Genomic DNA, 19,859 nt, shown 5'->3' with positions numbered 1-19,859 from the left:
GGTCGCAGCACCTGTGCGTAGATGCCGGCGCACGGTTGCGGCCCCATCGAATCCAGCGGGGTGACACGGTTGTGGTCGGCCGGTACCCGCAGCGCGGCGGTGTCGGCGGGGAGAGCGCCGTGCGCCAGGGTGGGGATGTCCAGGGGGTGGTCCTCGGGTCGGACGTCACCGCGGCGATGCTCCCTGCCGCCGCCCGGTACGGCCGCAGGGACGTCGCGGCGCTGTTGCTCGCCGACGCCTGCCGCCTGCCGCTGTCCACCGGGACCGTGGACGCGATCTTCAGCGCCGGACTCGTCAACCACCTGTCCGCCCCGCTGCCGACGGCACCCTCCTGGAGCAGCGCACGTGCCAGGAGCAGGGGCAGCTGCTTTCGCCTACCGGGACGCCGTCGACCGCGCGCTGCGCAGCGGCCGGTTGGCGGGCACCCGCGAGATCCTGGAGTCCTGGTTCGCCGGCCGCCCTATCCGTGACGAGTACCTGGTCGCCGACGGCGACGGCCTGGCCGGAACCGGCGCACATCCGTACTCCGTCGACAGGTGATCCCGGGAGGCCACCGTCGGCACGACGCCGACGCGGACGCTCGTCCACCTCGCACGGGCGGTGGCCTCCGCATCGACCTCTCCAGGCACCACTGGCGGCAGACACGCACCGGCCGAGTCCGCGGCTCGGCGCGGGATACTGATCGACATGCGTATCGACTTCGATCCCGGGTCCCTGGGCGCGGGAGCCTTCTACCGGTTGCTCACCGCCGTCGTCGTACCCCGGCCGATCGCCTGGGTGTCGACCCTGGCGGCGGACGGCACCACGGCCAACCTCGCCCCGCACTCCTTCTTCACCGTCGCCTGCACCGACCCGCCGATCGTCCAGTTCACCTCCGTCGGACGCAAGGACTCGTTGCGCAACGTCGAGGCCACCGGCGAGTTCGTGGTCAACTTCGCGTCCGAGCCGCTCTTCGACCAGATCAACGCCACCGGCACCGACTTTCCCGCGCACGAGGGCGAGTTCGACGCGGTGGGCATCGAGCGGGAGCCCTCGCTGCGGGTGAAGCCGCCTCGCGTGGCGGCCTCCCCGGTGGCTCTGGAGTGCCGGCTGCACTCCACGCTCGGCATCGGCAACTCCACCCTGGTCCTCGGCGAGGTCGTGCACGCCGCCGTGCGCGAGGACGTCGTCGTCGACGGACACCCCGACATCCGGCTCCTGCGGCCCCTGGCCCGGCTGGGCCGCAACGAGTGGGGAACCGTCGGCGAGATCCACGACCGGGCCCGTATCGCCTACCGCGACTGGCCGGAGCTGCCGCCCTCCTGACCCGTCCGCTCCTATAGTCGAAGCATGACCAGATCCAGTACGAGATCCGGGACGAAGACCTCGACGCGGGACGTGACGCGAGCCGTGGCCAAGGGGGACGGCGCCGACGGTTCCTGGCGTTCGCTGTGGTCGAAGAACTCGGCGCTGTCGATCGGCTCCGTCGACTCGTTCCTCTCCATCGGCTCCGTGGGCAGCTCTCTGTCCATCGCCTCGGTCGGCAGTTTCCTGTCCCTGGGGTCGGTGGGCTCAGCCGTGTCCTTCGCCTCCGCGGGTTCCTGGCTGAGCGCGACGTCGGTGCTGTCCGCCCACTCGACCGGCTCGGTGCTGTCCTGGCGCTCCCGCGGCGGCCTGTGCGCCATCGGTACGGCGGCGGCCACGGTCGCCGGGACGGCGCTGCTGTACACGTGGACGACCGGCCGAACCCGTGCCCCGAGGTGAGGTGAGCCGTTCCCGACCGCGCGCGAGGGCGGCCCCTCAGCCGGTCGGGAGCAGCTCGTCCCGCGCCCCCCGCCACTCGCGTGGGGAGCGTCCGTAGGCCGCGCGGAAGACCCGGCTGAAGTGGGCCGGGTTGGCGAAGCCCCAGCGCTGGGCGACCGCCGACACCGTGGGAGCCGTCGCGTCGGGCCGGTGCAGCTCGCGGGCGCAGCGCTCCAGACGGCGCCGCTGGATCAGCCGGGCGACCGTGATGCCCTCGCCCTCGAACAGCCGGTGCAGATAGCGCACGGAGATGTGGTGCGCCGCCGCGACGGTCCCCGGAGAGAGGTCCGGATCGCCGAGGTGGCGGTCGATGTGGTCGCGAACCCGCAGCACGAGGTGGTCCCCCGGGTTCCCGTCCGGTGTCGCGTCGTCCTGGGTCCGCTCCTCGACCAGGGTGGCGAAGAGGTCCACGACACCCGTGGCCAGCCTGGTGGCGACGGCCGGGGCACAGGGTGGGACCGAGGCGGTCAACGAGGTCAGGAAGTTCACCAGCAGGGCGCCGAAGCCGGTCGTCCCGGCGATCGCGGTCCCGGTGACCCGGCGCAGGTCCTCCTCCGGCAGGCCGAGCGCCCGCCGCGGCAGGTGGACGACATGGGCCGTGAAGCGCCCCGGGAAGTCCAGGGCGTACGGCCGGCCCGTGTCGCAGACCATGAGGTCGCCCTCGCCCACGAAGGCCCGCCGGCCGTCCTGGATCAGGGTCGCCGTACCCGCCGTCTGCACCCCGACCGCCACGCACGCGACGGCCGGGTCCGTGCCGGTGAGGTGCGCCGGGGTGCGGGTCAGGCGCTGCGCGTCGGCCTCGATCGTGGCGATGCGCAGGTACCCGAGCCGTTGGGTGGAGACCCGGCCCTCGAACGGGCCCTCGTGCCGCGCGGTGACGGCCACCGGCGCCAGCGCTCTGCCGAGCGCGTCCCGCCAGTGGGCGAGCCGCTCCGCGTCGGGAACCGAAGCAGTCGTCAGCACCAGGGCCACCTGGCTCTCCTCTCCACCTGTGCGAAAGCGGCGGAGAGCGGGCGGACGGCGGCCCGTTCTCCTCGCCGTCATCAGCCAATCAGCGCCGCTCGGCGGGCTCCAGGCAGGAAGCAGGCAGAATCGCGGACCGCGTGGACACGGAACGGCCGACCGTTGTCCACCCGGAGATCCTCTGTGCGCTGAGAGAACAGCGTGGTGCGCTCCGGGACAAGACACGGGGGAGCCCGCGGCAGCAGGATGGGCGGCACGGCGAGCGCCTCGCCCGTCGACGGCGTGCGTCGCTCCCGCCCCCCGTCCCCGTGTCGCGGCGGACCGGGGACGGGGCGCGGGGCGCTGGTTCAGGGCGCGTCGAGACGGGCGAGGAGCCCGCGGGCCTCGGCGACCGGTCGCGGGTCGGCATGGGCACCCAGGGAGACACAGCGCGCGAAGGCCGCGCGCGCCTCCGCCGGACGTCCGGCGGACAGCAGCGCGTTGCCGAGGTGGACCAGCTGACGGCTCTCCAGGGCGGTGTTGCCGCTCGCCCGGCAGATCGCGACGGCGGTGGTCAGGTGGTCCACCGCCTCCGGCCAGCGCTCCAGCACGCCGAAGCTGCTGCCCAGGCCCGCGTGCAGCCCGACCCGGGTGAAGTCGGCGATGTGCGGTTCCAGCCGGTCGCTGACCTGCTCCAGAAAGGCGAGCGTGTCCCGGTAGAACGCGTGCGCCTCCTCGGTCAGGCCCTGTTTCGCCAGGACGATGGCACGCCCGTGCCGGGCCTGGAGACCACCGTGCAGGTCACCGACGGTTTCGAACAGGTGGGCGGCGCGCTGCATGTGGTCCGCGGCGGGACCGAGGTCGTCGATCTGCTGAAGGGCCCAGCCCTGGTACATGTGGGCCCAGGCCTGCTGGCCCGCGTCGTCCGCCCGTTGCGCGGCGGCGAGGGCCTCGGCGGAGCGCAGCAGACTGTCCTGGTGGCGGCGCTCGCACACGAGGAGCGCCCAGGCGTGGTAATTGAGCTGGGTGGCTTCCAGCGTCGGATCGCCCAGGGCCCGCGCGCAGCGGGCGGCCGTGCCGAAGACCTCGGGCCAGTGTCCCCAGAAGATCCACTGGTCGGAGAACCAGTGCAGGGCCTCGGCCACCTCCACCACGGTCGCGTGCTCACCGGCGGCCTCGGCCGCGCGCAGAGCGGCCAGCCAGCTGTCGCCCTCCGCCTGAAGCCAGGCGCGGGCCCGGCCCGCGGTCGACAGGTCGACCGTTCCCCGCCAGGCGGGCGGCGGAGCGCCGTGGCCCGGCTCGAACCAGCGGCCCGCGACGACCGCGGTCTCCAGCAGCCAGCGGAAGAGCCCCGTGCGCGCCCGGTCCGCCTCCCGCCCGCTCTCCTCGGCCTCCAGACGGGTGCGGGCGTACAGCCGCAGCAGGTCGTGCAGGCGGTAGCGGTCCCCGTCCGTTCCCAGCAGCCCGGCCTCGACCAGCTCCTCCAAAGTGTCCTCGGCGTCGAACACCGGCGAACCCGTGAGCCGGGCGGCGCCGGGTGCCGCCGTGTCCTGGCCGGGGACCAGGGCGAGCCGCCGGAACAGCCGGGCGGCCGCGGGAGTCAGCTGGCGGTAGGACAGGTCGAAGGCGGCGGCCACCCGTACGTCCCCGGCGGCCAGCGCGTCCAGCCGCCGCTCCTCGACGGCGAGACGGTCCGCCAGCCGGCGAATGCTCCAACCGGTGCGGGTGGCCAGCCAGTTGCCCGCCACCCGCAGAGCGAGCGGCAGGTGTCCGCAGCGCTCGGCGACCGCACGCAGGGCGGCCGGATCGGCGTCCGCCCGATCGGCTCCGACGAGGGAGGTCAAAAGCTCGGCGGCCGCCCCGGGGTCCAGTTCACCGAGCGGCAGCCGGTGCACACTGTCCAGCCCGGTCAGCATGCGACGGCTCGTCACCACCACCATGCCGGCTCCCGCGGCCGGCAGCAGCGGACGCACCTGGCCCTCGTCGCGCGCGTCGTCCAGGACCAGCAGACAGCGCCGCTCCGCCAACAGCTGCCGGTACAGCTCCGGGTGGCCCTGCGGCCCGGCCTGGGAGAGTTCCCGGTCGGACACCTGAAGGGCCTTCAGCACCCGCAGCACCAGTTCGGCGGGACCGGGCGGATCGTCGTCCGTGCCGCGCAGGTCCAGGACCAACTGCCCGTGCGGGAACCGGTCGGCGAGACCGCGGGCCGCGTGCAGCGCCAGCGTCGTCTTGCCCGTGCCCGGCGGGCCGGACACCGCCACCACCACCGGCTGGGCGACGGCTTCGCGCTCCGCGAGCGCCGCCAGCCGCGCCAGTTCCCCCTCCCGGCCGACGAAGTCGTCGACGCCGCGCGGGAACGCCCGCACCCCCACCGGGCGGTAGCCTCCGTCGCGCCCGGCCCGCGCGGCCGTGAGCAGCCGCTCGCGAGGCGCCTCGGCCAGGCCCAGACCGTCCGCGAGCGCGGCGACCGTCCGCCGCTGCGGAGCCGCCCGCCGCCCGCGCTCCAGGTCCCCGATGCCCCGCACACTCACGCCCGACGCCTCCGCCAGGCCCTCGATGGTCTGCGACGCGGCCAGCCGAAACTCCCGCAGCAGCGCTCCGAACGCCGCCTGCTCCCCGCTCAACCCCGCCCCTTCGTACCCATCCACACCGACATGCCCCGCCGTCGCCCCCGGGCATGATCATCGGAATTCTAGAAGAGCGCGGGACGTCCGGGGCCACGCCGACCGGCATACGGACGGGCGTCCCGCCGCGGTCACACACGCCGTCCCGCCCCGGCCACGCACGGCGTCGATCCCGCCCGTCCGCGACGGGGACGGCGTTGTCAGTGGTCGCCGGTAAGTTCGTTGGTGTCGCACCGAATCCGGCGCGACAACCCCCCTGTGCTGCGCCGATTCGGCGTGCGGAGCCCTGTGCCGCAAAGGAGCTGGTGCGTTGTCCGACTGGGAGAATTCGAGTACGGCCCGGGTGGTGCCACCCGCACGGCCCCGCAAGCTCGCCAAGGTCCCCTTCGTCGAACTGGCCGACGGACGCCTCCAGGGCGTCGTCTCCAGCGGCTCGGACATCGAGCGGGTGTACGTCTCGTCGGTGGCCGCCGGCACCTACGCCTTCGCGTGCAGCACCAACAACAACCGTCCCTGCGGCGGCGCGCGGGGCTCGTTCTGCAACCACATCCGTGCGCTGGTCACCGAGGCCGTGCTCCAGTACGGCGCCGACCGCGTCGCCCGCTACCTGCGTATCGAGCCCACGGGTGCGGAGCCCGACGCCGCCGCCCTCACCGCCGCCATGACCGGCACCCGCCCACCGCAGGCGGACGGCAAGTCGGCCGCCGCACCCGTCTTCAGCCGGTTCCTGCGTCACCTGGCCTACCTGGAGCTGCCCGCGGTCACCGCCCCGCTCCCGGAGCTCCAGTGGTTCCCGCCGACCCGGGCGACGGACGCCCCGCAGGCACCCCGCAGCGGGCACGGCACGGCCGCGGGGGAGCGCGCGGACCTGCTCACCGCACCCGTCGAGGGACTCGGCGAGGTCCTGGCCGCGGTCGAGGCCTTCGACCGGACCCTGGTCGCCGGCCTGCTGCGCCCCCGGCCCGAACAGGTGGACGACCTCGCCGTGCTCGCCCGCGCCGTCTCCGGCAGCCCACTGGCCGCCCGGGTCGCCGAGGCCGCCGGGAAAGCCGCGGCCGGAGCCGCGAGCGAGGACCACTTCGTCACCCTCGCCGCCGCCCGCACTGCCCTGTTCGGCGCCGTGCACGACGCCCTCACGGTCGGCATCGACGAGGTGACCGGCCGCAGGCGGGAGGAGCGGACCACCGAAGCCCCCGCCGCACGACCGACGGTGAACCTGCTGGCGGCCGCCCGCACCTGGCTGTCGGATCTGGCCCGTACCGGCTGGCGGGGCATCGATCACGAGCTGGCCGGCGGAGCCGCGCCCGTCGTCTCCGCGATGCTGCCCGACCCCGGCCTGCGACGCCTGGCCACCTTGCTCGACGGATTCGCCGCCGAACTCGCCGCCTCCTGCCCCGGATCGGCCCTGGCCAGGATCCCCGCGCGCCGCTGGGGCGACCTGTGGTCCCGCGCGCTGCTGCTGACCATGCCCGGCGCCGCCGACCGGCCCGCCGTCACGGCCGCCACCGGCCGGCTGCTGCCGCTCGGCCTCGACCTGCACGAACACGCCACCGCCGCGCAGGCCCAGGTCCACGCGGTGTTCGAACCCGCCGACGGCACCGCACCCCGGCTGGTCCGTGCGAGCGTCTCGGTTCCCAAGCCGGACACCGTCGTCGCGGCGGGCGTCTGGCAGCTGCTGCGGCCACACCTGTCGCTGCTCACCGCCCTCGGCGAAGGTCGGGCCATGGACCTCGACGCCATGCCCCTCACCGACGAGGGCGACCTCATCTGGGACGACGCCCGGGCCCGCGCGGGCGAGCCCGCCGACGCCCTCGCCACCGCGCGGGTCGTCCTGCCGGCCGCCACGGCCCTGCCCACCGCACCCCTGGACCGCCACCCCGCGCGCATCGCCGAGCCCGTGTTCCTGGAGGGCTACGACAGCGGCCAGGAGGACGACACACTCACCTTCACCGTCGCCGGACACGCGCTCCCCGTCGACACCGACCGCATCCCGACCGCGAGCCCCCTCACGCCCGAGGCCGTCGCGGCCTCCCGCGCCTGCGTGGGCCTGCTGCGTTGGGACGGCGGCGGCTTCCGCCTCCAGCCCCTCGCCGTGGAGACCACGGTGCGCAGGAAGGCAGTCGCCCTGCATGCGGGCGCCTGGGCCGGCGGCACCACCGACAAGGCCGGCGTCCGGGCCGAGAAGGCCGCCACCGACGCCGTGACCGTCCTGCGTGAGCGAGCGGGAAGGCTGCTGCGGAAATGAGCGACCCCATGCCGGAAGCCGTTCCCGACGACAACCGCCGTCAGGTCCTCTACTGGCGGCTGCTGGCCCGCCTCTTCGACCCCGAGGAGCAGGCCGGCCTGGAATCGGTGAGCCTCGCCGTCGTCGAGGACATCGGGCTGCCGCCCGCGCTCCTGGACCCGCAGACCTCCGTCGACTCGATCGTCCAGCGCCACCCCGAACTGGTCGCGGAATTCGACGGGTTGATGGTCCCCGACGCCGACGCCGACGCCGACGCCGACCCGGCCCTCGACATCGACCCGGCCCCCGACACCGAGGCGACGGCCGACGAGGACGCGCGTGACCGTGCGGCGGAGGTGCGGCGCGCGGCCCTCGTGTCCAAGGTGCTCCTGAACGTCTTCTCCACCGGCTCGGGAGCCGTCAGCGCCGGACAGCTGTCCCGCTGGCAGAGCGACGCCGGCTGGCTGGAGCGCGCCCTCGGCAGCCGGCCGGGGGAGTTGCGCGGCGGTCGCGGCACGACACCGGACACCGGCGGACTCGTCCCCGGTCTCGGCCCGGAGCTCGGCGCCATCGAAGCGGATCTCGTCCGGCGCATGCATCTGCGTGAGGTGCTCGCCGACCCCGCGCTCGCCGCGCGGCTCACCCCGAGCATGTCGCTGATCGAGCAGTTGCTGCGCGACAAGGGCAACCTCTCCGGGGTCGCCCTCGCCAACGCCAAGTCGCTGATCCGCCGCTTCGTCGACGAGGTCGCCGAAGTGCTGCGCACCCAGGTGGAGAAGACCACGGCCGGCGCGCTCGACCGCTCGGTCCCGCCCAAGCGGGTGTATCGCAACCTCGACCTCGACCGCACGATCTGGAAGAACCTCACCAACTACAGCCCCGAAGAGGAACGCCTCTACGTCGACCGCCTCTACTACCGCCACACCGCCCGCAGGACGACCCCGCAGCGGCTCGTCGTGGTCGTGGACCAGTCGGGCTCGATGGTCGACTCCATGGTCAACTGCACCATCCTGGCGTCGATCTTCGCCGGACTGCCCAAGGTGGACGTGCACCTCATCGCGTACGACACCCGCGCCATCGACCTCACCCCCTGGGTGAACGAACCGTTCGAGGTGCTGCTGCGGACCAAGCTGGGCGGCGGCAACGACGGCCCCGTCGCCATGGCCATGGCCCGGCCGAAGATCGCCGAGCCCAAGAACACCGTGCTGGTCTGGATCTCCGACTTCTACGAGTTCGACCGCTCCCAGCCGCTGTTCGAAGGCATCGAGGAAGTCCACCGCTCCGGCGTGAAGTTCATCCCCGTCGGCTCGGTGACCAGCTCCGGCCGGCAGGAGGTCAACCCCTGGTTCCGGGAGCGGTTCAAGACCCTCGGCACACCGGTGATCTCCGGCCACATCGACAAGCTCGTCCACGAACTCAAGACGTTCCTCACCTGACGTTCCTCACCCGACCCACCCGTTCCTCGACACACGTACCTGTTGGAAAGGCCCTCGATGACCGACCTGCTGCGCGCCCCCGCCGAGCTCAAGTACGCCGAGGAACTCGACTGGCTGGAGTCGATCGACGACAACCCCAAACCGTTCTCCTGGCGGTTGTCCCCGAAGATGGTCCGCCTGTTCGTCCTGGGCTCCGAGCGCGCCGACGGCCTCGACCGGGAGATCGCCCCGAAGTGGTTCGGCGACCGCGGCTTCGTCGAGCGCTCCATCGTCACCCTCGCCTCGGACCGGGGCCTGCTCCTCATCGGAGACCCCGGGACCGGAAAGAGCTGGCTGGCCGAACTGCTGTCCGCCGCGATCTCCCGCAACTCCACGCTGGTCGTGCAGGGCACCGCGGGCACCACCGAGGACCACATCAAGTACTCGTGGAACGTCTCGATGGTCATCGCCAAGGGCCAGTCACGCGAGTCGATGATCCCCTCGCCCATCATGACCGCGATGGAGACCGGCGCCATCGGCCGCTTCGAGGAGCTCACCCGCTCCACCAGCGACGTCCAGGACGCGCTGATCTCCATCCTCTCCGAGAAGTACATCTCGGTCCCGGAGCTGGGCAGCGACCAGGACAGCGACAACATCGTGTTCGCCAAGCCCGGCTTCTCGGTCATCGCCACCGCGAACAGCCGGGACCGGGGCGTCAACGACCTCTCCTCGGCCCTCAAGCGTCGCTTCAACTTCGTGCGGATCCCGGTGGTGACGAACAAGAAGAGCGAGGCGGAGATCGTCCGGTTCCGCACCGAGGAACTGCTGCGCCGCCACCGGATCGAACTCGACGTCCCGCCGACCCTGCTGGACGTGCTGCTGCGCAGCTTCGCCGACCTGCGGGCCTCGTCGGCAGCCGCCGGCAGCGACGACGAGAAGCTGGAGTCCGCCCTGTCCACGGCCGAGCAGATCGGTGTCCTCGAGGACGCCATCCTGCACAGCAACTTCTTCGGCGAGCGCGCCCTCACCGCCCACACCCTCGCCTCCTCCCTCGTCGGTTCCCTGGCCCGGCGCGCGCCGGAGGACCTCGCCATCCTCAACAAGTACCTGCACGGCGTCGTCGAACCGCGCAGCAAGGAGGAAGGGGGCTCCTGGCCGGAGTTCCTCGAGGGCGGCCGCGACGCGATCGCGACCCTCTCGTGACCGCGACCCCCGAGGGCACGTTCACCGCCCTGCGCACCCAACTCCAGGACGCCGCCTCGACGTTCGCCGACGGCCCGGCGGCCCTTGAGGGCATCCTGCGGGGCATCGTCGACGACGTCGAACGCGCGGTGAGCGAACCCCTGGAGATCTTCCCCGTCTGCCACCACTCACCGGCCTCGGCCATCGCGATGGCCCGCCGGCTGCGCGAGAAGCAGCCGAGGACGATCTACCTCGAGCTGTGCGAGGACATGGCACCTCTCCTCACCGAACTGCGCAACTGCCGTCTGCCGGTGGCCGTCCAGTCCTTCGCGAGCGAGATCGAGGGCTTTCCCGCCGACTGGGCGCCGCTCTCGGTGGTCGCCCCGGTCACCGAGGCCTCTGCCGAGTACCAGGCCATCGCCTACGCGCTCGACACCCCGGGCGTCGAACTCGTCCTCGTCGACCGCTCCTCGGACCATGTCTTCCAGTGGGAGACCGGACCCGGCGGCGAAGGCGACAGCGACGGCGATCCCGACGCGCCGGAGGCGGCGGAGCAGACCGCCCTGCACGGCGACGCGGTCGGTGTGGAGATCGGCGACCTGCGCCCGCGCTTCGCCGAGCTGGAGGAGCAGCTGCTCCGCCACGGCCGGGTACGGCACTGGTCGGAGTGGTGGCACCAGTACGTCGAACTGCCCCTCGGTGACAGCGACCACGACACCTACCGCCAGGTGATGCTGCTCATCGGCAGCCTCTTCCGGCGCCTCGCCCCCGGCGACCCCCACAAGGTACGGGTGGACGAGGACCGCGAGCGGTACATGTGGACGCGGATGCGCGAGCATCTCGCGGCCACCGGCACCGACCCGGCCGACTGCCTCTACGTCTGTGGCGCCTTCCACGCGGCCAGCCGTGTCGCGGAGTTCGGTGTGCACGGCAGCGACACCTTCACCATCAGCCCGCCGAGCGGCACCGAGTGGCGGCACGGTCTGATCCCGTCCAGCCACGGCGCGATCGAAGCGCAGTTCGGACTGGCCGCGGGTTCGGTGTCCATCGCCGCGACGGAATGGGCGAAGAACGTCAGGCGCACCGGTGTCCGGCCGTTCCGGCTGGAGGGCCAGGCAGGCACCGGGAAGAGCACGAGGCCGAGGAAGGCCCTCGCCCCCGCGGCCCCCGCGTCGGCCCCCGTTCCGGCCGGCCCGGCCGCCGACCAACTCACGGGTTTCCTCCAGCGGCCGCCCGCCCTCGACGCCCTCGACGAGGCCGAGCTGCTCGGCTGGTCCGTGGAGATCGTGCGCGCCGCTCGTCGTAACGGCTACCTCGCCTCCACCGCCGACGCCATCGCCGTCTTCGAGACGTCGATCCTGCTGGCCGGGATGCGCGACCGCGCCAAGCCGACGCCGTACGACTTCCAGGACGCGGCCGTCACCTGCATCGAGAAGGACGCCGTACCGGGCCGGCGGGACGTGGGCCGGCTGGTCGAGATCATGATGGGCGGCGACCGCGTCGGCCAGGTCGGCTACGACGCGCTGCCGCCGCTGGCCCGTGACGTGCACGACCGGCTCGCACCGCTGGACCTGAAACTCCAGCAGCGCGGAGTGCAGCGCGCGCTGCTGGACATCGCCTCGCGGCCGGAACTGGCGCGCTGCTCCGACCTGCTGTGGATGCTGCGCCGGCTGCTGCCGCAGGGCGCGGCCCGGCCCATCATGGGCGAACGCCGCCTCGGCGAACACCCCATCCAGGAGTCCTGGGACCTGGCCCTGGGCACCCACCAGCGCGCCCTCATCGAGCTGGGCTACGAGGGCGTCAGCATCGAGCAGGTTCTCGAACAGCGGCTGCGGCGCGCCGCGTACGCCCCCCGGGCGACGGCGGCGCAGGTCCTGGAGGCCGTCGAGGACGCCACGCTCTACCTGCGCAGCCGCCGTCTCGCCGACGAGCTCGGCACCCGGGCCCTGGAGGTCCTGGCGAGCGAGCGCAGCGTCGACGGCGCGCCGGAGGTGCTGCGCCGTGTGCGCCGGCTGCTGGCCCACTACCGGACCGCCGAGCCGGTGCTCCCGCCCTGGATCGAGTCCTTCGTCAAGACGGGCTACGCGCACTACTGCACCCTGCTGCCGACGGCGTTCACCGACGACGACGCGACCGTCCGCCAGGTCGCGGCGATGCTGGGCTTCCTGTTCGGCATGGAGGGCCTGGCCCTGTCCCTGGGCTGCGACCGCACCCAGCTCGAACTCGCCCTCGCCCAGTCCCACCCGACCGAACCGTCCCGCACCGCCCTGCTGTGGGCGGCCCAGACCCACCTGGGCACCCTGCCGAGGACGGTCCTGCGGGAGCGCTGCGCGGAGCTGCTCGGCAACCCACTGGTGGTGCCGGCCTATCCGCGCTACCTCAGCGGGTTCGTGCACGCGCTGGAACCGGTGCCGGGCCTGGCCGATTTCGTCGTCGAGGCCGTGTCGAACGCGTTCGCCCGGCTCCCGGACTCGGTGCTGCTGCCCTGGCTGCCGACCCTCATCGGCACCCTGCGGGCCGGTGGCGCCGAACATGCCCCGCTGCTGATCCGCGAGGCGGGCCGGCTCTTCCCCGCCCGGCTCACCGAGCTGGACGCCTGGGTGCCGTCGTGGCGCCTCCCGCAGGGACCGCCACGTATGGCGGTGGAGTCGGCGGCGAGCACCGCGGGCGGCCTGCCGCTCCTCGCCGCGCATCCGGCGACCTGCGACGCGCTGGCGGCCCTGCTGGGCTGCGACGGGACGTGGGAGAGCCCCGATGCCGGGCCGTCCGGAGCGGCCCTGCTCGCCCGGTATCCGCAGACCGCGCGGGCGTTGGAGGCGCTCCAGGCCGTCAGCTGACCGGCAGATCCCTCACCAGGGCGCGCAGCGTGCCCTCGGCGAGGGCCGGGTTGGCGGCGGCGTGGTGGGCGAGCTCCTCGTCGTCGAGGAGCTGCGCCAGCAGGGAGGACGGCAGGTTCGCATGGCGGGCGAACGCCGCCCGGACGGCGGTTTCGGGGTCCCGGGTGAGGCGTGCCACGGTGGTCGGCGGGGTCCCGGGGTCGCGGGCGGCGAGGGCCCGGACGGCGGGGTCCTCGTCGCCGGCGTGGGCGGCGAGCCCGTGCGTGGGGAAGTTGGGCCGGGTGACGAGGTGGGCGCGCTCGGGCCCGGTGTACTGCAGGAAGCTGCGCAGCAGGAGGGCCGCCGGGACGTCCGGTTGGTTCTGGGCCAGCAGGACGCGGACGCCGAGGTCGTCGTCGGACGCCAGCCGGGCCACGAGGTCGGGCGGCAGGGTGTGCTCGCGCGCCGCCCTTCGGCGCAGCATCGGGTGACCGGAGAGCGCGTCCCGGCGGACGGCCTCGGGGTCCCGGGGGAACAGCGGCTCGGGGTAGAAGCAGAACGGCTCGTCCAGGGGGACCTCGTAGTCGATCGCGGCTCGTTCCTCCTCGGTCCACGCGGGGTGGAGGGACACGGACAGCCGGACCTTCGGGTCGGGATCGGCCGCGAGGGCACGGAGCTCGTCGTGGTCGAGGTCGCGGTGGCGGGCGATCATCCGGCGTACGTCGGGTTCGGGATCGCAGACCAGCGTGCGGCGTTCGACCGGGCCGAGGTCCGTGCGGCGCGCGATGCGCCACCGGACCTCCTGGTCGGGATCGGCGGCCAGCAAGGCCACGACGTCGGGCGGGAGACCGGGGTTGTCCGCGATCATCTGTCGGTCCTGGGGGCCGACCGGAGCGGTGAGCACGCTGTCCACGACGGCCCTGCTGAGAGCGTCGTGGAGCAGTGCGCCGGTGCGGCCGTGGCAGGACCGGTCGGGCAACACGCTCTCCACCCACACCGGATCCTCGTGGCGCAGCCGGTCCTGCGCCCGCCTGCGCACCTCGTCGTCGGGGTCCGCCAGCAGCGCGGCCCGCGTCTTCGCGTCCTGCCATCCCCACATGCCGACTCCCCAGGCGCGGACCTTCGCGTCCGGATGCGTGGCCATGGAGCGGCGCAGCGCGAGGGAGAACTGGAGGTAGAAGGTGCCCCCCAAGTGCTCCGGATCGTAGGTGTTCATCATGTGGACGACGATGTCGTCGGGCAGCGGCCGGGGCTCGGCGGGGGCAGTCACCCGTGGGGCCTCGGCGAGATGGGCGCGAACGAACCAGTGCGGATCGTCCACCAGCCGCACCCGCTGCGCCGGGGCGACGTGCGGATTGCGGGCGAAGAAGCTTCGGGTGCGGTGGTCGGGATGTTCGATGACGGCGTCGACGACCGCCTCGGGCAGTACCCGGTCCCGGCACAGCACCATCCGTACGGCGAGCGGCGCCTTCGCCAGCAGCTGCAGCAGGAGGTCCTGCGGAGCCGAGGGGTTCAGGGCGACTCCGGCCAGGCGCCGGGTGGCGAGATCGGCGTCCTCCCAGATCTGCTCGGGTGTCGGCATGCGTCGGATCCCCCCAGGTCATGATCGGGCCCCCTGTCGAGGACAGGGGGCCCATGACCCTAACCGCCCGGCCGGATCGAGGGCCAGGCGTCCGTGCTACCGGTGCCGGTAGCCGACCGTGATGACGCCGTTGACCTTTGCCGGAGTGCCACTGCTGTGGACCACCTCCCCGCCGGACTTCTTCCAGATCTTGATGGCGAAGGTGTCCGGGCTGTCCGTCGTCGTGAGGCGGAAGGCGTAGCCGCTCTTGCCGTCGACCGTGCCAGAGCCCTGGAGGACGGCCGTGGAGCCGGAGACGACGAGCCAGTCGAGGCCGGAGGAGCGGAACTTCAGGCGGGCCGGCCTGAAGTCGAAGGTGACCCCTCCGGCCGGGGCGCCGGCCCCCGGCAGATAGCCGGCGGTGAGCGAGAAGAACGCCCGGCCGGTCAGCTTCGGTCCGACCTTGGAGTCGACGGTGCCCGCGCCCACCACCGGTCCGGCGGCCCGGTCGTACACGATCAGCTCGGGGAGCGTCGTGGCCGCCGAGGCGCCGTCGTCGTCGGTGACGGTGACCACCGGACGGCGGATGCCCGCCGAGGTGTAGGTGTGCTCGGCACGGCAGCCGGACGAGGTGACCGTGCCGGTGGCCGGTTTGCCGCCGTCCTTCCAGTCGACGACGCAGGTGTGGGTGTCACCGGTGCCCGGGTCGCCGAACCGGACGGTGACGGCCGTACCGCGGCCGGCCGGCACCGGGCCCGAGGGACCGGTGGCGGACGTGATGGCGGGGGCCGCGTTCGTCACGGTCACCACGGCCGCGTCGGTGCTGCGGCCGCCGGTCAGGGTGACGGTGTAGGTGCCGTTGTCGGTGCAGGTGACCGTGGTGCGGGCGGCGGCGGGGTCCTCGACCGTGCAGGGCGCGCCCTTCTCGACGGTCCATCGCGCGCCGCCCGCTCCGGAGACCGTGCCGGTCAGGGCGATCGCGGCGCCCTCGACGCCCTGGGCGTCCGGACCGGCGTGGACGACGGTGACCGGGTCGATGCTCGTGAGGGTGGGCACGACCTTCTCGATCAGGCCGGCCGCGTCGAACTCCAGCTTGTCGACGGTGGTTTCGCGGTGGGTGCCGTCTCCGCCGGGGATGGCGAAGCGGTGGTAGGCGATGTACCAGTCGTCCGTTCCCGGCACCTGGACGACCGAGTGGTGGCCGGTGCCCTTGATGCCGAGGGCGAGGTCCTTCTCCAGGATCACGCCGCGCTTGGTCCACGGGCCGGTGGGAGAGGGGCCGGTGGCGTAGGCGACGCGGTAGTTCTCGTCCCGGGTGTCGTTCTCCGACCACATGAAGTAGTAGGTGCCCTTGCGCTTGACGACGAAGCTGCCCTCGTTGTAGCCGCTCGGGGTGATGTCGGTGATCTTCGAGGCGTCGAAGGAGACCATGTCGTCGCCGAGCGGCACGACGTAGGCGTGGCCGTTGCCCCAGTAGAGGTACGACCGGCCGTCGTCGTCCGTGAAGACCGCCGGGTCGATCATCTGGCCGCTGTACTCGCCGGCCTTGAGCAGCGGCTTGCCCAGGGCGTCGGTGAACGGGCCGGTGGGCGAGTCGGAGACGGCGACACCTATGTTGGCGTCGGCGCAGAAGTAGAAGTAGTACTTTCCGTTCTTCTCGGCGATCGCCGGCGCCCAGGCCCTGCTGTCCGCCCAGCTCACGTCCGGCCCCAGGTCGAGGATGACCCCGTGGTCCGTCCAGTGCACCAGGTCGGTCGACGAGTACGCCTTGAACTGCGTACCGCTCCAGCCCTCGAAGCCGTCGGTCGTCGGGTACATGTAGAAGGTGTCACCGAAGCGCACGATGTTCGGGTCGGCGTTGAGGCCCGGCAGCACCGGGCTCTTCATGACCAGCGCCGACACGGTCCAGGTGCGCTTCGTGCCGTCCGAGCCGGTCACTTCGTACGTCACCGGCTTGCTGAAGTCGTGCACGCTGCCCGAGGCGGGGCTGATCGCCGCGCCGTGGGCGAGGGTGAACTCCGGCGCCAGCGCGGTGAGGTCGGTGCCTTCCTTCAGCGGCAGCGTGACCTTGCTGTGCGCGTTGTCGAGGAGGGCGTCGACCTTCAGCGCGGGGTGCGTCGCCCTGGCGATGCCCGCGGTGTTGCCGCTGAGTTCCATGACCTCCGCGGCCGACAGGGCCCGGTCGTAGACGCGGAAGTCGTCGACCTCGCCGCCGAAGTACGGGTCGGCCGAGTACAGCGACCTGCCGATGTAGCCGCTGAAGTCCTTGGCGGAGTCGTACAGCTCGGACGGTCTGACGGTGGTCGTCGTGCGGGCCGCCTCGACGCCGTCGACGTAGAGGACCATCGTGCCGGTGGCGCCGTCGAGGGTGACCGTGACGTGCCGCCACTCGCCGGGGGTGAGCTGCGAGCCGGCCGTCAGCTTCGACTCCGCCGACCAAGTGGCCTTCGTGATGGCCGAGTACAGGCTGGAGCCGCCGTTGGAGGGGGTGGCGAACAGGTACTTGTCGCTGTCGGGGCCGAGCCCGAACAGCCACTGGAAGGACGATCCGCCCTTCCACTTGGCGTACGTGGACACGGTGACGCTGTCGGCGCCCTTCAGTACGCCGTTCGGGATCTTGACGTACGGGGAGGTCGCGGAGTCGCCGGACATCTTGAACGAGCCGCCGTCCACGCCGGTGGCGAACTCGGGCGTGCGGACGTAGGTGCCGTGGTTGCCGTGGCCGCTGGAGTCGACGGCGATGTTGCCGGACGTCTCGTCGAAGCCGTAGTGCAGCAGCAGGTCGGCGGGCACGTCGGCGCCCTCCTCGGAGACCGTCACCCGGGCCCGGACGGGAAGCGCGGCGCCGTCGGGCAGACTTCCGGTCACCGTGAAGGTGCCGGCCTGTGCGTACGCCGAGGCCGGGACGTCGTCCCAGGCCACCGCCACCGGGCGGGCGACACCGTCGGCGTAGGTGGCGATCACGGTCGCGGGCAGTACCGGGGCCTGGCCGATCCGTGTCTTCACCGACACGTCCTCGACGCTCTCGACCAGCTGGTCGGGCTGGTAGGCGCGCAGCAGCCGGTCGTACTCGGCCTGGGTGACCGGCAGGACGGTGCCGTGCCGGGGCTTGGCCGGCAGGTCGTAGCCGGTGGACGGGGTCCAGACGCCGGAGGCGAGGTCCGTGGTCTCGAACGGGAGGTAGCCGCGGCCGCCGAACTCGTCGAGGAAGGCGTACCACTTCTCCTCGGTGTTGGACTTGAACACCAGCGGTCCCTCGGCCGCGTTCATCGCGCCCTTGCCGATGCCTTCGGCGACCGCGTCCCAGGAGAGGTTCAGCAGCGAGTCGCTCTTCTCCTCGAAGATGAACTTGCTGTTGGGGGTGGACGAGCTGTTGTTGCGCTCGTCCTTCGACAGGCGGAAGTACGTGCCGTCGTGCTGGATCACCGTGGAGTCGATGACCGAGTAGCCGCGGTCGATCCACACCTTGGGCTCGCTGAAGGTGTAGAAGTCGCGGGTCGTGGCGTACATCATCCGGTTGTACGTGTCGCCGGAGTGCGCCGCGTTGTCGTACAGCTTCGACGCCCAGAAGACCACGTACTCGCCGAGGCCGGCGTCGTAGTACGCCTCGGGCGCCCAGGTGTTGCCGGCGCTGTCGGGGGAGACCTTCACCAGGCGCTGGTCCGTCCAGTGGACGAGGTCGGTGGACTCCCAGACCATGACGGACTTGCTGCCGGTGCGCTGGGCGGCGTCCCAGTCGCCGTTGCCGTAGATCCTGAGATCCGTGGCGATCTGGTAGAACTTGTCGCCCTCGGGGGAGCGGATGATGAACGGGTCGCGCAGGCCCTGCTCACCGAGGGTGGAGGTCAGGACCGGCCGCTCGTCGTTCAGCTCCCGCCACTTCAGCGGGTCGTTGCCCTTGCTGAGCGCGGCGTAGAGCTGCTCGCCGTCGGACGTGCCCTCGCCGGTGAAGTAGCTGAACATGTAGCCCTTGAGGGCTTCCTTCACAGGGAGTTCGGGGACCTTCGCGGTGAACACGCGGGTCGCCTTCGCCTCGCCCTTGGTGACGGTCGCGGTCAGGTCGACAGTGGTGGCGCCGGTGCCGTGCGCCGGACGGTGGACCACGCCGTCGGCCGAGACGACGTCCGCTCGCGCGGAGGCCCAGCTGACGTCCGTGCCGTAGGAACCGGTCGCCGGGAGGCTGAGGTTGCCGCGTACGTCGTCGAGGTTGTGGACCGTGAGGGCGTCGGCGGCCTGCCGGGCGGCGGTCGCGTCGTCGAACGCGGCGAGGACCGTGACGTCGAACGACTTGGTCGCGGTGACCGTCCCCTTCCTGAGGGTGGCGGTGAGCGTGGCGTGGCCGTCCGGCTCGCCCGCGGCGGGACGGGTCACCTTGCCGGCGTCCGACACCAGGACGGTGTCGTCGCTGGCCCAGCTGATGGTGGCGCCGCCGGCGGTACCGGTCTTCGGCAGGTCCAGGTCGGCGACGACGGCACCGGTGTCCCCGAGGCTCAGTGCGGCCTTGTCGTCGGCGACGCCCTGCGTGGCCACGGGGAGGGCGAGCTGCTCCACGTCGGAGGCGGGCAGCGCGTGGTCGTACACCCGGAAGTCGCGGATGTCGCCCTTGAAGAGCTTGTCGCCCGAGTACACCGACTTGCCGAGGTAGTTGGCGGTGGTGACGCCGGAGCCGATGGCGCCGGGGGTGATGGTGACCGACGTGTTGCGGGCGACCTCGACGCCGTCCTCGTACAGCACACCGGTGGTGCCGGACTGCGTGTAGGTGAGGTGCTTCCACACCGAGCGGGTCAGGTTGTGGGCGTCGGCGGGCTTGGTGGTCTGCTCCGTCGACCAGTTGCCGGTGGCGATCGAGGTGCGCAGGGAGTTGCCCGTGGTGAACAGGTAGCCGTTGCCGTTGCTGCCGCTGGAGTTGCCGAAGCCGTACAGGAAGTACGGCGTGGACTGGGCGGCGTCGATCCGCACGTCCATGGCGACGCTGATCGCGTCCATGCCCTTCAGCACGTCGTTCGGCACCTTGACGTAGGTGTCGGAGCCGTTGAAGGCGAGGCCCTGGCCGGTGGACGACCAGCCGGCGGTGCCGGCCACCGTGCCGTCGCGGCCGTGGCCGGAGGCGTCGGTGACCGTGGTGCCGGACGTGGCGTCGAGCTTGTACCAGAGGGCCAGACCGTCGGTGATGCCGGCGGCCTCGTCGGCCTGGACGGGGGCCGCGGCCCCGACGAGGCCGACGAGCAGGGACACCGCGGTGAGTGCGGCCAGTCGCCCCGCCCCCCGTCTCGCACGGTCGCCGGGTCGATGTCTGTGCGTCATGGGGGGACC

At 72.5% G+C, this 19,859-nt stretch carries 11 protein-coding genes and 2 pseudogenes; 9 read left to right on the top strand and 4 right to left on the bottom strand.

Annotated elements, in window-relative coordinates; genetic code table 11:
* Positions 1-176: 176 nt before the first annotated feature.
* The 4 genes and pseudogenes from OHU34_RS04205 to OHU34_RS04190 form a co-directional block, all read left to right on the top strand.
* Positions 177-254 (top strand): annotated as a pseudogene (locus tag OHU34_RS04205) (hypothetical protein); the annotation flags it as partial.
* 91 nt (positions 255-345) lie between these two features.
* Positions 346-540, top strand: a complete 195-nt coding sequence (locus OHU34_RS04200) for a hypothetical protein (RefSeq protein ID WP_405772559.1) — start codon at positions 346-348, stop codon at positions 538-540.
* A gap of 147 nt (positions 541-687) precedes the next feature.
* On the top strand, positions 688-1,305 hold the full coding sequence (locus tag OHU34_RS04195; RefSeq protein ID WP_142267644.1) for a flavin reductase family protein: 618 nt from the start codon (positions 688-690) through the stop codon (positions 1,303-1,305).
* A 24-nt stretch (positions 1,306-1,329) separates the two neighbouring features.
* Positions 1,330-1,743: a hypothetical protein gene (locus OHU34_RS04190; RefSeq protein WP_308285830.1), complete on the top strand. Its 414-nt coding sequence runs from the start codon at positions 1,330-1,332 to the stop codon at positions 1,741-1,743.
* Positions 1,744-1,779: 36 nt separating this feature from the next.
* Here OHU34_RS04190 and OHU34_RS04185 read toward each other — a convergent pair whose 3' ends face one another.
* Both OHU34_RS04185 and OHU34_RS04180 read right to left on the bottom strand, forming a co-directional pair.
* Entirely contained in the window at positions 1,780-2,754 is a 975-nt protein-coding gene (locus tag OHU34_RS04185) for a helix-turn-helix domain-containing protein (protein WP_230193831.1), read from the bottom strand.
* A 338-nt stretch (positions 2,755-3,092) separates the two neighbouring features.
* A complete protein-coding gene (locus tag OHU34_RS04180; protein ID WP_405764805.1) occupies positions 3,093-5,348 on the bottom strand; it encodes an ATP-binding protein in 2,256 nt (751 codons plus the stop codon).
* A 310-nt stretch (positions 5,349-5,658) separates the two neighbouring features.
* Here OHU34_RS04180 and OHU34_RS04175 point away from each other — a divergent pair.
* From OHU34_RS04175 to OHU34_RS04155, 5 genes and pseudogenes are all read left to right on the top strand, one after another.
* A pseudogene (locus OHU34_RS04175) lies at positions 5,659-6,156 on the top strand (hypothetical protein); the annotation flags it as partial.
* Between the two features lie 60 nt (positions 6,157-6,216).
* Complete coding sequence (locus OHU34_RS04170) at positions 6,217-7,593, top strand: hypothetical protein (RefSeq protein ID WP_405772146.1); 1,377 nt, start codon at positions 6,217-6,219, stop codon at positions 7,591-7,593.
* A gap of 8 nt (positions 7,594-7,601) precedes the next feature.
* Positions 7,602-9,008, top strand: coding sequence for a VWA domain-containing protein (locus OHU34_RS04165; RefSeq protein WP_405764802.1), 1,407 nt, complete (start codon positions 7,602-7,604; stop codon positions 9,006-9,008).
* Between the two features lie 57 nt (positions 9,009-9,065).
* The gene (locus OHU34_RS04160) at positions 9,066-10,190 is read left to right on the top strand and encodes an AAA family ATPase (protein ID WP_142267648.1); all 1,125 of its coding nucleotides are present in this window, start codon (positions 9,066-9,068) and stop codon (positions 10,188-10,190) included.
* Entirely contained in the window at positions 10,187-13,006 is a 2,820-nt protein-coding gene (locus OHU34_RS04155) for a hypothetical protein (protein WP_405764799.1), read from the top strand. Before OHU34_RS04160 ends, OHU34_RS04155 begins: the two co-directional genes overlap by 4 nt.
* On the opposite strand, the gene OHU34_RS04150 is transcribed toward OHU34_RS04155, so the two are convergent.
* Entirely contained in the window at positions 12,999-14,567 is a 1,569-nt protein-coding gene (locus OHU34_RS04150) for a hypothetical protein (protein WP_405764797.1), read from the bottom strand. The two genes, OHU34_RS04155 and OHU34_RS04150, sit on opposite strands and share 8 nt — an antisense overlap.
* A gap of 96 nt (positions 14,568-14,663) precedes the next feature.
* Positions 14,664-19,850, bottom strand: a complete 5,187-nt coding sequence (locus OHU34_RS04145) for a family 43 glycosylhydrolase (protein WP_405764794.1) — start codon at positions 19,848-19,850, stop codon at positions 14,664-14,666.
* Positions 19,851-19,859: the final 9 nt, after the last annotated feature.

It is taken from the genome of Streptomyces sp. NBC_00080 (assembly GCF_045041255.1).
Taxonomy (GTDB): domain Bacteria; phylum Actinomycetota; class Actinomycetes; order Streptomycetales; family Streptomycetaceae; genus Streptomyces; species Streptomyces coriariae.
The sequence above is the reverse complement of the archived record's forward strand: the minus strand, read 5'-3'. Positions and strand labels throughout refer to the sequence as shown.